Raw genomic sequence first — 17,925 nt, forward strand, 5'->3', positions numbered from 1 at the left:
CCGCGGAGCAAATTTAAATCTGGCGCACTGGCAGCGCTCGAAAATTCAAACAAAAATGGCCTGTAGCGCTTATTTGGAAAGCGTTTACAGCTATTTTTTCAATAGCATTTTAGGTGCCTTGCAACACGGGGGCCGGCGAACCCGGCAACGCCAGCACTTCGGGTTCTGCAGCCTGTCCCCGGTAGCAGCGCACCTGCATGCGCCCACCGCGCTTGGCGGCGTACAGGGCCGTATCGGCATGGCGGGCCAGTTCCTCGTAGTCACTGCCGTGCTGCGGGAACAACGCCAACCCGGCACTCAGACCCATTTTCAGCATCTGCCCGTTGAGAACAAAGGGCTCCTGGCACACACCCAACACCTTGCCGGCGATGGCAGCCGCCTGCCGAGGGTCTTCCAGCCCGGGGAGCAGCAGCACGAATTCGTCCCCACCCTGGCGGCACACGGTGTCGGACTGGCGCATGGCGGCCACCAGGCGGCGCGCAAACTGCACCAGGAGCTGGTCGCCCGCGTCGTGGCCCAGGGCGTCGTTGATCTGCTTGAACCCATCGAGGTCGAGGTACATCACGCCCAGGCCCTTGGCTTCGCGGCGCGCCAGCGCCAGGGCGTGCTGCGCACGGTCCTGCAGGAGCACGCGGTTGGGCAGATCGGTCAACGCGTCGTACTGCGCCAGGTGCGCCATGCGCTCGGCCATGGCCATGGTTTCGGTCACGTCGTGCAGCACCATCACCGCACCAGTGAGACGGTGCTCGCGGTCGATGATGGGGCAAGCCGACTCTTCCACCTCGAAGCGCTGGCCGTCCTTGCGGTGCAGCACCACGCCGCGCGTGGGGCCGCAGGCCGCCTGCGTGGCCAGCGCCACGCGCAGCGGGCTGGGCTGGGTCTGCTGGCCATTGGCGAGGTACAGCGGCGCGACCTCGTCCACGTCGCACCCGGCGGCGTCGAAGGCCTGCCAGCCTGTCAGGCGCTGGGCCACCGGGTTGAGGTAGGTGATGCGGCCTTGCGCGTCGGCGCAGACCACCGCATCGCCAATGGACTGCAGGGTCAGGCGCATGAGTTCCTTTTCCTGAAAAATCTCATCTTCCATGCGCTTGCGCTCGGTGATGTCGGTCATCTGCACAAAGATGCCACGCACCAGACCGTTGCTGCTGCCCCGGTCCGGGGTGTAGCTGACCTGCATGTGCCGCTGCTGCCCGTTGGCATCGGTAAGGGTCCGCTCAAACAGCTGTGCGCGCCCTTGCAAAGCCTGTTCGAGGTATGGCCGGACAAAAGCGTAGTCTTGTTCACCCAGAAATTCCTGCGCCAGCAGCCCGCGAAACGCTTCAGGCGAGCGCCCGAACATCGCACTGGTGGTCTGGTTGACGAAACGGTTGCGCTGCTCGGTGTCCCAATAGCCGACCATGGAGGGCAGGTTGTCGAGAATGGTATGCAGGTCGCGTTCTGCCTGGTGCAGTTGCCCGGCCAATTGCTGACGCTGCTGCAGTTCACGCACAAAGAGCACCGCCAGTCCCAGGCAGGCCAGCATCAGCAGCAGGGCAAAGCCGCCCACCAGCGCAGCATGGCGACGCCAGCCGGCCAGGATTTCATCCGTTGACTGCCCAATGTTGACCACCAGCGGAAAGTCACCCACCTGCTGGAAGGCATACAAGCGTTCCACACCATCGATCACGGCCCGGCTGGTGAAGGTGCCGCTGGGGCTCGCGGTAATGCGGGCGAGGTTTTCCGAGCCTGCCACGCTGCGCCCCACGTCCCCTGCCGCCCACGGCAGGCGTGCGATCAACGCGCCATTGGTCTGGTACAGGTTCAGGCTGCTTTGCGGCCCGATCTGGACGGCGGCGAACAGCGTGTGGAAATAGTCGAGCCGGATGGAACCCACCACCACCCCACCAAAGCTGCCGTCCTGCTTGAACCAGGCACGGCTGACCGGCAGACAGTCCCGACCCGTCAGCCGCGAACGGATGAGATGGCCAATGAACAAGCCCTGGCGCCCCCCGGACTGAAAGGCACGGAAATAGTCGCGGTCGGAAAAATCCGTTCCGCCCGGTCCGAGCCCGCCAGAGTCGAAGATCCGCTGGCCCTGTGCGTCCAGCACCAGCACAGCCGACAGCCCCTCGGCGCGCAGGGAGTGGTCAAACAGCACGCGGTTGCGCAAATCAGGACTCAGGGCCATGACCTGCGGATTCGCAAGATCGCCCGCCAAGCCCTGCAGCGACGGATCGAGGGTTCTGAGCAGTGTGGCAATGGACTGCTGCAGGGCATAAGCCAAATTGGCGCCGGTGCTCTCGGCGTGCCGCAAGGCATGGGAGCGCATCGCCCAGATCGCTTGCGCAAACAAGGCCCCGATGCCCAAGGCCACCAGCAAAGCCAGCAGGATCAGTCGACGGGAGGCAGGTTGGCGCACAAAATGAAGCAGAGAATATGAATATTATAAATATTGCAGTCCTCACGCCTTGAACAGGCGCTAAGGTTTTCTCGGTGCGGACGCGCCTACGCCGGCCCCACGCACCTCGAAGCGCACCGCATCGAGCACGCGTCCGCCCGCATCCTCTAGCTGCAACTGGTGGCGCCCCGGCCACGGCGGCCAGGCGTGCACCGGCCGGCGGCCGACCAGCTTGCCGTCGAGGCGCCAGCGCAGCGGGGCGCCGGGCACCGCACCCGCGGCGACAAAGCGCAGGCGCTGGTTGGCGGGGGGAATGTCGGGGTCGAGCGCCACCACGGCGCCGGAGGCGGGCTCGGCAATGCGCAGGGCCGGCGGCTGCGCAGGCAGCGAATTTTTATGGTCTTTTTGGCCTCTAGCGCTTGTTACATATGCGCTAGCAGCTTCACTATCAATAGCAAACAACGGCTGCTCGGTGCCCTTTAAAAACCATTCGCTGCGCGCCGCCTCCAGCGGGTTGCCGGTGGCCGCATCGGGGCCAAAGCGCACCGCCGCCTGCACCACGCCCTTGGGCGGGCGCGGGGCGCGGCTGGCCTCGTGCGCGTGCAGGTAGCCCATCACCGCCGCCCACATGGGCGCCGCGCCGCTGCTGCCGCTGACCTCGTGCATGGCGCCGCCCGCCGCATTGCCCACCCACACGCCCACGGTGTAACGCTCGGACCAGCCCAGCGCCCAGTTGTCGCGCATATCCTTGCTGGTGCCGGTCTTGACGGCGCTCCAGAAGCGTGTGGCCAGCACACTGTCGAGCCCGAAGGTGCGGGCGCGGGCATTCGGGTCGGACAGGATGTCGGAGGCGATGAAGGCGGCACCGTGGTCGATCACGCGCGTCCATTTCGGCGGCGGCGGCTTCGCATGCGCCAGCGGCGGCGCCACCGCACTCAAGCGCCCACCGTTGGCCAGCGCGCGGTAGGCATTGGTCAGTTGCAGCAAGCTGACTTCGCTGCTGCCCAGCGCCAGGCTCAGGCCGTAGTAGCCGCCGCTCTCGCGCAGCTCCAGCCCCAGCGCCTGCAGCTCCTGGAAAAACGCATCGGGCGACACCATGGCCAGCGTGCGCACCGCGGGCACGTTGAGCGAGGACGCCAGCGCCGTGCGCGCCGACACCCAGCCCTTGAAGTGCAGGTCGTAGTTCTGCGGGATGTAGAGGCCGCCCGGGGTGGCGATGTGCGCGGGCGAGTCGTCGATCAGCGACGCGGCCGTCAGGCGCCGCTCGGCCAGCGCCTGCGCGTACAAAAAGGGCTTGAGCGTGGACCCAGGCTGGCGCCTTGCCAGCACGGCATCCACTTCGCCCGCCTGGCTAAGGTCACCGGACGAGCCGACCCAGGCCAGCACCTCACCGCTGGCGTTGTCGAGCACGACGATCGCGCCGTCCTGCACGTTGCGGCCGGCCAGCTCGCGCAATTGCTGCGACAGGGTCTGCACGGCAAAACGCTGCAGCGGCGCACGCAGCGTGGTGGTCAGGCGTGCAGGCGGCGGCGCGCCAGACGGCAGCGCCGCCAGCGCGCGGCGGGCAAAGTGCGGGGCGATGCCCTCGCTGGCGGCAAAGGCGCGGCGTGCCAGGGTGCCGCTGGCCAGCAGCGCCAGCGCATCGCAGTCGGTGCTGGCAGGCGCTGCGGCGCTGCTGCCCGCCGCCTGCATCTCGCGCAGCACGCCGCAGGCACGGCGCGCGACCTGCGCGCTGCTGGCGTTGGGTGCGCGCACCAGCGCTGCGGTGATGGCAGATTCACGCTCGTCCAGACCGTGGGCCGCCTTGCCGAACAGGCTGCGGCTGAGCGCATCAATGCCCACCAGCTCCCCGCGAAACGGCACCAGGTTCAGGTAAGCCTCCAGAACCTGGTCCTTGCGCCAGCGCCGGTCCAGCACCTCGGCCGCCGCCACCTGGCCGATCTTCTGCACCAGGCTGCGGCCACCCGGCCGCTGGCGCAAATCGGCGCCGCCGCTCTCGTCGATGAGGCCGGCGAGCTGCATGGTGATGGTGCTGGCACCACGCGTGCGCTCGTTCCAAAGGTTCGCCCAGGCGGCGGCTGTCGCAGCCTGCCAATCGACACCGCTGTGCTCGTAGAAGCGCTTGTCTTCCGACAGCAGCATGGCGCTGCGCAACGCGGGTGACACATCGGCGAGCGCCACCCACTCGCCGCGCCGCACGTTGGGGTCGGTGCGCACGCGCTGCAGCACCTCACCCTCACGCGACAGCACCAAGGTTTCGGAAGAGCGCCATGCCGCATGCACCTGGGCATACGAGGGCAGCGCCCAGGCGGGCGCCGCTGCGAACGCCAGCAGCGCCATGCAAACCCCGGCGCGCAGCGCACCGGCCTCAGTCATTGCGGTGCTCGGTGTCGAAACGGCGCTCGGCCTGCGCCAGGTGGCGCAGCAGCACATGCGAGACCAGGTTCACGCCAATACCGCCAAACAGCACTGGCAGCACGTACAAGGCCACCCGCACTTCGGAGACAAACACCGCGTCATCGACCGCGGATGTGGTCTTTGCCGCCAGGTGGCTCAGCCACTGCAGAAGGTACACATCCACCCCGGCAATCACCGTAAGCAGCAGACCCAGCGCCAAAACGGTGCCAGAAGACACCGCACGGCGTACCAGCAGCCCGTAATAGATGGCGATGGGCGCAACGCCTGACAGCACCAACAGAAACCAAAACCGCAGTTCTATGAAGACGCTCGATTGCATGGGCCACACAAAATATCAGTAAAAACTGCCTTGACCGCTTACGGATAAAGCGAACATAGCTCACTTTACAGGAGCATTTTTCCCCAATGCCTGCACCACTCTCACTGGCGCATTGGGTGATTCGCCAAACATCTCGGGCGCGTACAGCGCCTCGACGCGCGTGGGTGGCAGGGCGAAGCTGCCCGCGTTGTTCAGCCGAACCGTGTACTGCAGTGTCACCTTGCCTGCGGGCAAATAGGCGTAGTAGCTGCGAAAGGCCTCGAAACTGCGCTCCTCGAAGGCGAGCCAGCCATGGCCCGAGCGCTTTTCGCCCTGGGTGGCGATGTCGGAATCGCGCCCCAGGCCGCTGCCCAGGATGGTGGCGCCGCCGGGAATCGGGTCGGTGATCGCCACCCAGGTCATGTCGGCGCTGGCGTCCACTTCCAGCGTGACGCGCAGCACATCGCCGCGCGAATACTGGCCGGGCGGCAGACTCTTGTCGGCCTGCTCTACGGGGACCACGCTGCGACGTATGCGGTAGCCCGCGTCCAGCGGCGCGGTGCGCGGCACGGCGGCGAGCGACTGCACGGTCAGCCAGGGCTTGCCTGTGCCTTGGTGGGTGACGGTCAAAGTCTGGCCGCTGGTTTTGGGCCAAGGCAGGAACAGGGTGTTGCCGCTGAGCATGCCGGGGGCCGATGGCGCGCCAAAGGTGCTGGTCTGGTGCGCGGCCCCTGCGGCGTCGCTGGGCTTGCGGCGCTCGACCTTGGCCCAGTCCACCCGGGCGGTCTCGCTGCCCAGCGTCGCTTGCGTGGTGCCGGCCACCGGCGCGCTCTCGAACTTGGCCGAGAAGCTGCGCAGGGCCAGCGCGCCCCACAGGTTGGCCGTGGTGGTGTGCCAGGCGCCGCCTTGCTGGCGAGCGATAAAGCCGGTGACGAGGCGCGGCAAATCGCCCTGCCAGGCCGGATCGTCCATGACGGCCAGCAACAGGCGCGCGGCGTTCACATCGCTGTTCTGCATCAGCCACCACCAGTCGTCCTGCTGCTCGGTGCTGAACGCCACGCGCGTGCCCTGGTAGTTCAGGCGGCTGTGCAGAATTTGCTCAGCTTCCTGCAGGCGCGCGGCCTGGTTGGCGATGCCGGGCACTTTGCGCAGAATGCGCAGCCAGTCGATCACCGCGTGCGTGGGCCACTGGTTGGGCGCGATGGTAATGCTGCCGAGCATGCGCGCCTGCGCCTTGCCGCTGCGCGACAGCGCCTCGATGGCAGCAAGCTTGCGCATGGCCAAGTCGTCCCGCGGGCTCCAGAACTTGCGCGTGATCTTGCCTTCGACAAAGGCCACCAGTGCCTGCTCCATGGGGGCACGCACGGCGTCCGGCAGGCCCATCGTGGGGTCCAGCTTGGCGGCTTCGTCGGCGGCGGAGATCAGGAAGGCGGTGAGCGTGTCGCTGCCCTGGCGCGTCTCGCCAGCACGCGGCGGGAAGTAGTTCGCCAAGCCGTCTTCATCGAGGTAGGTCGGCACGCGCGCCATCAGGGCGCGCCAGGCGGCCGCATCTTCCATGCCGATGGACTTGCTGGCCTGCTGCTCGAGGCAGCTGTAGGGGTAGCGCGCCCACCAGTCGCGCACGCCGGGCAGGCCTTCGGCCAGCTTGGGTTGCACCGCAAGACTGATGCCGCCGCGCCCCGGCAAGGCAGTGGGCGGCGGCGCCACGGGAAGCGCATAGCTGCCACCCAGCTGCACCAGCGTGCCCTGCTGCACCGAGACCGGTACGGCGGGCACGGTGCGCTGCTGCGCCTTGAGCGCGTCGCGTGCGCCGCCGAGCGTGTCGTGCGCTTCGATTTCCCACAGAATCGCCTGCGCACGCGTCTGGCCCAACTGCTCCGGCGCGGTCACGTCCCAGGCGACTTCACGTGCTTCGCCTGCGGGGATGTCCACTGTCTGTGGTTTGAGGTCGATAAGCGTGGCGTGCGCAGCGGCCTCGACCTGCATCGCCTTGGCCGTGGTGTTGCGCAGCGTGATCTGGGCGCGGAACTGGTCGCCCTCGCGCACCAGCGGCGGCAGGCCGCTGATGATTTGCAGATCCTGCGTGCTGCGAATGGTGGCAGCGCCCGTGCCAAACAGGCCGATACCGGAATCGGCCACGGCGACGATGCGAAAGCTGGTGAGCGCATCGTTCAACGGCACGGTGACCTGGGCCTGGCCCTTGTCGTCGAGCTTGACCACGGGTTGCCACAGCAGCAGCGTGTCGAGCAGCTCGCGGGTCGGCGCGCGGCCGCCACCACCACCGGGCGCAGCGGCCTTCTTGCCGTAGTGGCGCCGGCCAATGATTTCCATTTGCGCCGTGGCCGTCTGCACGCCCCAGGCGCGCCGCTGCAGCATGGCGCCGAGCAGGTTCCAACTGGTGTTGGGCATGAGTTCGAGCAGCGCTTCATCGACCGCCGCCAGCGCCACTTCGGCGTGTGCGGCGGGTTTGCCGCCCGGCAGTGTGGCGGTAATGGTGACTTGCGCCTTGCCGCGCACCGGGTAGCTGGCCTTGTCGGCCGCCACTTTGACGTCGATGCGGTGCGCTGCCGCGCCGACCTTGATTTCGGCCATGCCAAAGCGGAAGGCCGGTTTGCTCAGGTCCACCAGGGCGGTGGGCAGCTTGTACTCCTTGCCGTCGTACCAGAAGGCGCCCCACCATTCGCGCGGTGCCTTGTAGCCCCAGGTGAAGAAGCTGTACCACGGCACCTCGTGCAAGCGCCCGCGCAGCGCCAGCACGCTGATGTACACGTTGGGCCCCCAGTCGGGTTGCACCTTGAGCGCCACGCTCGGGTCCTTGCCCGAAAGCGTCACCACCCGCGTCTCAAGGATGCCTTCGCGCTCCACTGCCACCAGGGCCGTCGCCTCGCGAAATGGCATGCGCACCTGCAGGCGCACGGTCTCGCCCGGCTGGTAGCTGCGCCGCTCGGGCAGCACGTCGATGCGGTCGTGGTTCTCGCCGCCAAACCACTGCTCGCCCGCACGGCTGACCCAGAGGGACGCGGCGGCGTCAAAGGTGTTGCCGTCCTTGTCGCGCGCCGTGGCGACGAGCTCGATCTCGCCCACGTCGTCGAGCCGCGCCTCGCACAGCAACAGGCCGCGCGCATCGCTCTTGCCGGTGCACAGGATGCCCAGATCGCGCGTTTCGGTGTGGTTGTCGTAGCTGTAGAAGCCGCCGACGATGCGCTTCCTGCTGCTCGTTGTCGTGCGCACCCGCGCCTGCACCTGCAGTGGCACACCGGCCAGCGGTTTGCCGTCGGGTGAGAGCGCCAGAACCTGGAAGCGCGCCTTGCTGCCCGATGCCACCCAGCCCTCGGTCTTGATGCCGGCAATCACACCGGCCGGCCACAGGGTGTTGCTGCTGCGCAGGGTCTGCACCTCGCCGCTGGGGTCGGCGTAGGTGGCTTCGATGACCAGTTCCTGTGCGCTTGCTGCGCGCGGCACCGGGTCCAGCGTCACCTGCCCAGCACCCTTGCTATCGAGCGTAAGCGGCAGCTTGTCGGCAATGATGCGGATGTCGCTGGCGGCGCTGGAGGGCGCACCCGATTCGTCGCCCTCGTCGCCCCCATCGGCCATGTCTTGCTGCGCGTTCTGGGTATCGCGCTCGCGCGGCGGACTGAAAGAGAATTCGTCGTACTCGGTAAACGTCAGGCTTTTGCTGCGCACCAGCGCCGAAACACGCACCGGCAAGCGCGCAGCAGCGCCGCCCGCCACGTAGTGCACCTGCACGTCCACGGGCACCTTGCGCAGGCTGACGAGAGCGTCCTTCTGCTGCGGGCCGACATGGCCCTCCAGCACCGGCAGGCGGAAGGCCTCGACACGAAACTGCCCCGACGCCAGGCTTTGCGCCTGTTCACCCTTGCCGCGCAGTTCCACGGTGTACACGCCCAGCTTGGCGGCCGGCGGCACGGCAAATTCGCTCAGCGCACTGCGTCCGCCGGTCGCGGTACTGCGCCAGGCCAGCGGCTGAACGAACTGCTGGCCACTGCCCACATGCGTGACCACCAGTTCGGCGGGTTCGGATTTGGACAGGGCAAAACCCGCTGCCGTCTCGGCGCGCAGGAAATGCTTCATCGACACCGTTTCGCCGGCGCGCACGAGCGTTCTATCAAACACGGTGTGGGCGCGCTGATCGCGCTCGGCGTCGCTGCTGGTGGGCACGTTGAAGCGCCAAGGTTCGATGCCGCGCTGCCACTGGCTCCAGGTGAAGGCCATATCGGCCACGCCGTCGTCACCGGTGTGCCGTACGCTGACAAAGTAGCCGTCGGCACTGCCGTAATCGTCCTGGCCTTCGTTGCAGTCGGGTGCATTGGCCGGCAGCCCGCTGATGGACGCACGGCCCTGGGCGTCGGTCAGGCCTGAAGCCAGCAGGCGGCCGTCGCAGCCCGAGACCTGCACCTTGGCACCTTCGACGACTTTGCCCTTGTCCAGCGAGGTCACCCAGGCCAGCGCGTTCTCACGGCCCAGCTTGAAATGCACCGCCAGATTGGTGACCAGCGCACTGGTGCGCACGTACATCGTCCGACCAGCACCGTATTCAGGCGCCAGCAGGGAGGCGCCCAGCAGGGGCGAAGCGACTTCCAGCACGTGAAAACCTGGTGTGAGCGGCACGCCCACCACCTCGAACGGGCGCGGGTCGCCGAGAGCGGCCTGCGGCAGGGTGACGCTGTGCACGCCGGGCTGGCCGCCCAGCAAGGACACCATGCGGCTTTGCACGGAATCCTTGCTTTCATCTTGCAGAGGCTTGGGCAGGGCAATGCGCGCATCGCGCCCGGCCTGCTGGCGCTGTACCTGGTCGTGGCTGTAGTACTGCACGCGGCGGTACCAGGCAATGATGTCGGCATCGCTTTGCGGCGTCAGCGTGTGCATGGGCACACCTGCCTTGACTGGAACCGGGCCCATGGCTTGCACCCGCAGGGCGGACTCGACCTTGCGCAGCGTGATGGGCAGCAGCGCCGGGCCACCCGGCCCTTCGGCAAAGCGCTCGACGATGCCAAACGGTGCGGCGGCGAACTTGGCCAGCGGCGGCATGGCGCCCGTGCCCACCGCCAGCGGAAACATCGAGGCATTGGCCAGCGTGCGGCCCGAGGCATCGACGAAGTCTTTCGGTAGCTCAAGCGTGTACGAACTTGCTTCGGTAAACGGCGCAGAAAACCGCAGCCGGCTCACCAAAGTGTCGCCCTGCACGACCGTGCCCTCGTCGTCACCATTCAGGTCGGGCTTGAGCACCTCGTGCGGCCCGCGCAGGCGCAGCGCCGATGCCAGCTTCCAGGACACGGGGGCGCTGAACGTGACCGTCATCGGCCGAATGGGCAGGCAGGCAGCCTGCGCGTTCTCGCGTTCGCAGCTGAGTTCCGCGGTGAAGGCATCACGCACCGTGTAGTCAAAGCGCTTGTCCACCTTGGTCACGACGCCGCTGGGCGTGGCCAAGCCCTTGCCCACCACCAGTTGCAGTTTGCTGCCAGGCGTCAACCGCCGGTTGCAGGCCAGCGTGGCAATGCTGAGCGGCGCCTTCGCTGCCTCTTTGTCAAGATGCAGCGCCTTGAGCAATTCGCTGCGCTGGGCGCCGTCGATGAGGCGAACGGGAATGCGCTCGCCCACGCCTTCCATACTGCACCAGGCGCTGGCTTTGACGCTCACCAGTGTCGCCGGGCCGCTCAATTGCAGGACGAAGAACTGGTCTTCGTCGAGTGCTTGCCAGGTGCCCGGTCGGACATGCTCGACCAACGGGCCGCCACTATTGAATGCATAGCTTCTAGCGCCCTTCCACTCTGCGTCAGAGGGCGATTTGAGTGCTGCATTGGGCTGCGCAGTGCAGCGCACACCGGGCGGCAGATGCTGTGCGAAATCAAACACCCATTCGCGCTCGCTGGTCCAGCGGCCCGAGCCCTGGCTGGCAGCAGCGTCACTGCAGGTAATGGCAAACGGTGCTGGCGCCTTGGGATCGCCAAACTGCACCGCCGGCGCGTCGAAGTGCGCCACCACCTGGCGCACGCTGGCCACTTCGCCCTGTGGCGAAAAGCGGCTGGTCTGAAACGCCTGCGCGCTGGCGGTGGCCAGCGCAAGGCCCCAGACAGCGATTCTTATATTCATTCTGGTCTCCTCTGCTGAACCACAAGGCGAGCAAAATAATGCAGTGCTCGCACGACAGCACCCGTCAATGCCGGAGTCGTGCCATCCTGCCAGCACAATACGCCATGCCCACGCGATTCGACATTCCATTTGGCCAGAACCTGTGTGATGTACTTCACGCGGAACTGGATTTGGTCTGCAGCTTCATGGGGGAAGGTGGGCGCATCGTGGCGTCGAGCGAGCGTGAGCGCATCGGCCACACGCACGCGATGGCGCAGCGCATCATGCAAGGCACGCTGGAAGAATACAGCGTCACCCCGGAGGAGGCCGCCCACTCGGCGACCATGCGCGAGGGCATCAACATGGGCATCGACCTGGGCGGCCAGCGGGTGGCCTGCTTTGCCATCGCCGGCCCACTGGAGGTGGTGCGCCCTCTGGCGCGGATCGTGCGCTTTTGTGTGACATCGCTGCTGCAGGTGCGCCCGGAAGTGCCCGCATCGTCTACGTCCACCCCCGCCATTGAACAAGCGCTGGGCAGCAGCGCCCCAAACACCCGCCTGACCGACCTGCTGGGCCATGCCAGCCAGACCATGGCGTTCAGTCTCAGCCGCCTGCACGACGCCGTCAACTACATTGACCAGGGCATCACGCTCTTCGACAGCCACCTACAGTTGGTGGTGTGGAACCGGCGGTTTCTCGATCTGATTGGCGTTCCCGAGACTGCGGTTCGCCTTGGCCAGCCGCTGCAAGAGTTGTTGCAGCGCTACGCAGAAGGCACGGGCCATTCCCCGGCAGAACTGCAGGCCCTGGTGTCCCGCAGGGTAGCGCGAGTGCGCGCGGGCCAACCCAGCGCCTTCGAGCATCTCAGCCCCCAGGGCACGGTCCTGGCCATCGTGGACCGGCCGCTGCCCGATGGCAGTCTGGTCTCCACCTACACCGATATCACCGATAGGCACCGGGCCGACACCGCCATGCGCGCCGCCTACGAAAGCGCCGAGCGACTGGTCGAACAGCGCACCCGCACGCTGACGGATTTTTCCAACCTCTCGTCCGACTGGTTCTGGGAACAGGACACCGAGTTTCGTTTCATCCGGTTTTTCGGCAACTCACCCGAAAAGCTGCGCCGCGCGCCCAGCTATTTTCTTGGGAAACGGCGCTGGGATATGCCCATTCAAGGAATCACCGACGACCAGTTGGCCGAGCACATCGCCTGCCACCAGCGGCACGAGCCCTTTCGCCATTTCGAATACGAAATCGCTGCGGAGGACGGCAGCACACAGTATTTTTCCATCAGCGGCAGCGCCCGGTTTGACGATCAGGGCCGCTTCGAGGGCTACCATGGAACCGGCAGCAATATCACCGATCTGCGGCGAGCGGAGTTGGTGATCCGCGAGCGGGAACGCCAATTCGCGCAAATTGTCGATGGCAGCCCACTGGCCACCTTCGTCATCGACGCACAGCACCGCATCACCCACTGGAACCGTGCCTGCACCGCGCTGACAGGCAGGGACGCCACCACGATGCTGGGCCGCGACGAGGCTTGGCGCGGCTGGTACCCGAGCCCCCAGCCGACCCTGGCCAGTCTGCTGGTCGACCAGGCCCCGGACGATGTGCTCGCCACCCATTACCCCAACGCTCGCTACTCCACCCTGATCGCAGGCGCGCTGGAGGTCGAAGTATTTCTGGCCAACGTCGCAGAGAACGGGCGCTGGCTGCACATCACGGCCGCCCCGCTGCGCGATGCGCAGAGCCAGCTGACCGGCGCCATCGAAACCGTGCAGGACGTGACCGAACGGCGGCGCGACCAGCAACTGCTTGAAGACCGCAGCACCGCACTGCAGCACGCCAACCTGGTGATGGAAGAGCGCGTTCAGGCGCGCACCGAAGAGCTGTCCCGGCAACTGAGCTTCCTGCACCAGCTGATCGAGGCCATTCCCAGCCCCCTGTTCTACAAGGATGCCCAACTGCGCTATCTGGGCTGCAACAGCGCCTTTGAGGCCTTCATCGGAAAGCCTGCGGCAGACATCGTTGGCAAAACGCCCCCTGGCGTTGCGCCCCAAGCACTGGCCGACCGGTACCTGGCCGCGGACCGGGAGCTTCTGGCGCAGCGTGGGAAGCAAATCTACGAGAGCGCAGTGCGCCATGCGGATGGGACGCTGCACCAAGTCATTTTCCACAAGGCCACGTTCACCCACCCCGACGGCAGCGTGGGCGGACTGGTCGGCGTCATGCTCGACATCACCGAACGCACGCGCATGGAAAATGATCTGCGCCAGGCGGCCACGGTCTTCGACAACATCGCCGAGGGGGTCAGCATTACCGAACGTGATGGCTCCATCATCGCCGTCAACCGCGCTTTCTGCACCATCACCGGCTACGACCGCGCAGAAGCGATTGGCCAGAACCCCCGCATGCTCCAGTCGGGACGGCACGACCGCAAGTTCTACGCCGACATGTGGGAGGCCATCACCCGTTACGGCCGTTGGCAGGGCGAGGTCTGGAACCGGCGCAAATCGGGCGACATCTACCCCCAATGGCTGTCCATCACGACGGTGGACGCTCCCCTGGGCCAGCCAACGCACTACGTTGCCACGTTCTCGGACATCACGCACCAGAAGCAGAACGAAGAACGCATCCAGTTGCTGGCCTTTTCGGACCCACTCACGGGCCTGCCCAACCGGCGCTTGCTGCTGGACCGCCTGGAGCATGCCCTGATCGTGAGCACGCGCAACCAGCGCGGGGGGGCGTTGTTTTTCATCGACCTGGACGACTTCAAGGGGCTCAACGATACGCGCGGCCACTACATGGGCGACCTGCTGCTGCAGCAGGTCGCCCAGCGCCTGGTAGGCTGCGTGCGCAAAGGCGATACCGTGGCCCGGCTCGGAGGTGATGAATTCGTCATCATGCTCGAGGGCCTGAGCCAGGATGCTCTGCAGGCCGTGAAACAGGCCGAAGCAGTCGGGGCCACCATCCTGCTCGCCCTCAATGAGCCCTACGTGCTGCAGGGCAGCGCGCACCACAATACGCCCAGCATTGGCGTGACGCTGTTTGGGCAGTCCCAGGGCTCGGTGGAAGAATTGCTCAAACAGGCCGATCTCGCAATGTACCGCGCCAAGGCCTCGGGGCGAAATGCCTTGTGCTTCTTCGACCCGCAGATGCAGTCCGTGCTGGCCGAACGGGTGGCGCTCGAAAAGGAATTGCGCATCGCGCTGCAGCGCCAGGATTTCGTCCTGCACTACCAGCCCCAGGTCAACGGGGCAGGCGCCATGGTGGGCGTGGAGGCCCTGGTGCGCTGGCAGCATCCGCAGCACGCCCTGATCTCACCGCTCGACTTTATTCCACTGGCAGAGGACACCGGCCTGATCCTGCCCCTGGGCCGCTGGGTGCTGGAAACCGCCTGCAGGCAACTGGCCGCGTGGGCAGAGCGTGGCAACCGCCAGCACCTGACGATGGCCGTGAATGTGAGTGCCCGGCAGTTCCACCATGCCGATTTTGTCGAGCAGGTGCTCACGGTGCTGCAGGAGACCGGCGCCAACCCTCAGCGGCTCAAACTTGAGCTGACGGAAAGCCTGCTCATCACCAATGTCGAGGAAGTGATCGCGAAAATGAGCGCCCTCAAGGCCCGGGGCGTGTGCTTCTCGCTGGATGATTTCGGCACGGGCTATTCGTCGCTGGCCTACCTCAAGCGCCTGCCCCTGGACCAACTGAAAATCGACCAGGGCTTTGTCTCCCATGTGCTGACCGACGCCAACGATGCCGCCATTGCCCGCATGATCGTCGCCTTGTCGGAGAGCCTGGGGCTGGAGGTCATTGCCGAAGGGGTCGAGCAGGCCGAACAGCGCGATTTTCTGGCGCAGCACGGCTGCCAGACCTACCAGGGCTACTTCTTTAGCCGGCCCCTTCCCATCCAGGACCTGGAGGCTTATATCGAGGCCTGCCAGGCCACACCTTTTGCACTGGCAGGCGAAGGCATCTGAGGCCGTCCAGGCTGGCGCTGGTTCCGCGTGGCCTGATGGACGAAACCGGCATGGGGAGCGGGCGGCGCTGCACCCACCTGCGACCAGGCCGGCCTACTGCGGCTGAAAGCCGCTGGTCTGGATGATGCGCGTCCAGGCCTTGGTGTAGGCGTGCTCGCGCACCGCCAGTTGTGCACCGGTCATGTAGTCCACCGTCAGGCCCAACGCGACGAGTTGCGTGCGCACCTCGGGCAGCGCCAGCACCTTGGCCACGCTGTCCGAGAGCCGCTTGACCTCGGCGGCCGGCGTGCCTTTGGGGGCGTAGATACCGTAATACGGCAGGTCTTCAAACCCCTTGAGGCCGAGCTCATCAAACGTGGGAACATTCGGCAGCGCCGCCTGGCGCTGGGTGCCCAGCACAGCCACCACCCGGATCTTGCCGGCACGGTGGTTTTCAATGAAGTCCTGCACCGAACCCACGCCCGCATGGATCTGGTTGCCGAGCATGTCGGTCACCATGGGCGCGCTGCCGCGGTAGGGGGCGGACACCAGATCGAGCTTGTATTTGTCGGCAATGACCTTCACCAGAAACTCGGGTGTGGAAGCAGGCGCCGGAATACCCACCGCGTCCTTGCCGCCGTTCTTCGCTTTGACCCAATCCACGTAGGCGGCAAAGCTGTTGGCCGGCGTGCCGCCTGACACGGCAAAGGCGTTGACGAAGGTGGCGATACCGGCCACGGGCACGAAATCGGTCTCGGGCGCGTAGCCGGGGTTTTTGACCACCAGCGGAAGAATGGAAATGGTGTGGTCGTGCGAGAGGAACAGCACGCTGCCATCCGCCGGCGCGGCCTTGAGCGCCTGCGCCGCAATCTGCCCGCCCGCACCGGGCCGGTTTTCCACCAGCACCTCGGTGCCCAGCGGCGTGCGCAACTTGGCGGCCAGCAGACGGGCAATGGCGTCCGAGCCGCCGCCGGCCGGGAAGCCGACCATCAGACGAATGGGTTTGGCACCCTGCGCGAACGCGCTGCACAGGGCCAGGCTGGCGCCCAGGGCGGCGGTGGTGCGCAAGGCGCGCGAGATCAGGCTGCGGCGAGACGGGGACATCGGCGGAACTCCTTTGGCGGGAAAAAATGGGCGCTGCCACACGCTGCCGCTAGGACAGCCGTGCGTTAAAAACTATTGTTTTGATAGCTATAAGCGCTTATGCATCAAGCGCTAGAGGCCAATTTCATTCAAAATTCCTAGCCCAGGCGCGCCTGGTGCCGCGCAATCTGCATTCTGACCTGTGCGGGCGCCGTTCCGCCCAGAGTGCTGCGCGCGTCGAGCGAGCCGCGCAGGCTCAGCACGCCGTACACGTCCTTGTCGATTTGGGGGTGAAAGCCCTGCAGCACCGAGAGCGGCAGCTCCGACAAATCGCAGCCGTGGGATTGCGCCGCTTTCACAGCGTGCGCCACGGTTTCGTGGGCGTCGCGAAACGGCAAACCCTTTTTCACCAGGTAGTCGGCCAGGTCGGTGGCCGTGGCGTAGCCCTTGCGTGCCGCGTCTTCCATGGGCTGCGCATTGACGGTGATGCCGCCACTCTTCTCGCCGGTGGCCGCATCCAACTGGCCGCCGATCATTTCGGCAAAGATACGCAGCGTGTCCTTGAGCGTGTCCACGGTGTCGAACAAGGGCTCTTTGTCTTCCTGGTTGTCCTTGTTGTAGGCCAGCGGCTGGCCTTTCATCAGCGTGATCAGCGCCATCAAATGGCCGACCACGCGGCCGGCCTTGCCGCGCGCCAGTTCGGGCACGTCGGGGTTTTTCTTCTGCGGCATGATCGACGAGCCGGTGGTGAAGCGGTCGGCAATGCGGATGAAGGCGAAGTTCTGGCTCATCCACAGCACCAGTTCTTCCGACAGACGGCTGATGTGCACCATCACCAGGCTGGCGGCAGCGGCAAATTCAATGGCGAAATCACGGTCACTCACGGCGTCCAGGCTGTTCTGGCAGACGCGCGCCGCGCCGCTTTCATCGACCATGCCCAGCGTGCGCGCCACGCGCTCGCGGTCCAGCGGGTAGGTGGTGCCGGCGAGCGCCGCGCTGCCCAGCGGCAGCACGTTGACGCGGCGGCGCACGTCCTGCATGCGCTCGGCATCACGCGCAAACATCTCCACATAGGCCAGCAGGTGGTGGGCAAAGCTCACCGGCTGCGCCACCTGCAGATGCGTAAAGCCGGGCAGGATGACTTCCACATTGCGGCCAGCAACTTCAACCAGGGCGCGTTGCAGATCGGCGAGCAGCGCGGCAATCATGTCGATCTCGCCGCGCAGCCACAGGCGCACGTCGGTGGCGACCTGGTCGTTGCGGCTGCGGCCTGTGTGCAGGCGCTTGCCGGCGTCGCCGACCAATTGCGTCAGGCGCGCCTCTATGTTGAGGTGCACGTCTTCGAGGTCGAGCTTCCACTCGAACTGGCCAGCTTCGATTTCAGCGCGAATGGCGACCATGCCGCGCACGATGTCGGCGTGGTCGGCGGCGCCAATGATGTTTTGCGCGGCCAGCATCTCCGCGTGGGCCAGGCTCCCCTCAATGTCGGCACGCCACAGGCGCTGGTCGAAAAATACGCTGGCGGTGTAGCGTTTGACCAGATCGCTCATGGGCTCGGAAAACAGCGCCGACCAGGCCTGGGCCTTGGTGTCGAGCTGGTTGGCAGAAGGGGCGGAGTCGCTGCCGGCAGGCGCGATTTGGTCTTGGCTGGTGGGCATGGCAGGGCAATAATCGCGCACCCACGACAGCCGGACCACCCGGAT

At 66.2% G+C, this 17,925-nt stretch carries 7 protein-coding genes; 1 reads left to right on the plus strand and 6 read right to left on the minus strand.

What is annotated here, in order from left to right:
- Window positions 1-109: 109 nt before the first annotated feature.
- From D3F03_RS08400 to D3F03_RS08415, 4 genes are read right to left on the minus strand one after another with little or no spacing between them, the layout of a single operon-like run.
- On the minus strand, window positions 110-2,398 hold the full coding sequence (locus D3F03_RS08400) for a bifunctional diguanylate cyclase/phosphodiesterase (protein ID WP_119108927.1): 2,289 nt from the start codon (window positions 2,396-2,398) through the stop codon (window positions 110-112).
- A 60-nt stretch (window positions 2,399-2,458) separates the two neighbouring features.
- Window positions 2,459-4,753, minus strand: coding sequence for a penicillin-binding protein 1C (gene pbpC / locus D3F03_RS08405; RefSeq protein ID WP_119108928.1), 2,295 nt, complete (start codon window positions 4,751-4,753; stop codon window positions 2,459-2,461).
- Window positions 4,746-5,114, minus strand: coding sequence for a hypothetical protein (locus D3F03_RS08410; protein ID WP_119108929.1), 369 nt, complete (start codon window positions 5,112-5,114; stop codon window positions 4,746-4,748). Before D3F03_RS08410 ends, pbpC begins: the two co-directional genes overlap by 8 nt.
- 60 nt (window positions 5,115-5,174) lie before the next feature.
- The gene (locus tag D3F03_RS08415; protein ID WP_119108930.1) at window positions 5,175-11,204 is read right to left on the minus strand and encodes an alpha-2-macroglobulin family protein; all 6,030 of its coding nucleotides are present in this window, start codon (window positions 11,202-11,204) and stop codon (window positions 5,175-5,177) included.
- Between the two features lie 104 nt (window positions 11,205-11,308).
- Here D3F03_RS08415 and D3F03_RS08420 point away from each other — a divergent pair, with 104 nt between their 5' ends.
- Window positions 11,309-15,160, plus strand: a complete 3,852-nt coding sequence (locus D3F03_RS08420) for an EAL domain-containing protein (protein WP_158606149.1) — start codon at window positions 11,309-11,311, stop codon at window positions 15,158-15,160.
- A gap of 93 nt (window positions 15,161-15,253) precedes the next feature.
- Here the strand turns inward: D3F03_RS08420 and D3F03_RS08425 are convergent, their stop codons facing one another.
- Window positions 15,254-16,243, minus strand: a complete 990-nt coding sequence (locus D3F03_RS08425) for a Bug family tripartite tricarboxylate transporter substrate binding protein (RefSeq protein ID WP_119108932.1) — start codon at window positions 16,241-16,243, stop codon at window positions 15,254-15,256.
- A 137-nt stretch (window positions 16,244-16,380) separates the two neighbouring features.
- Window positions 16,381-17,880 (minus strand): argininosuccinate lyase, encoded by a 1,500-nt coding sequence (gene argH, locus D3F03_RS08430; protein WP_119108933.1) that lies wholly within the window; start codon window positions 17,878-17,880, stop codon window positions 16,381-16,383.
- Window positions 17,881-17,925: the final 45 nt, after the last annotated feature.

The organism is Simplicispira hankyongi (assembly GCF_003570885.1).
GTDB lineage: Bacteria > Pseudomonadota > Gammaproteobacteria > Burkholderiales > Burkholderiaceae_C > Simplicispira > Simplicispira hankyongi.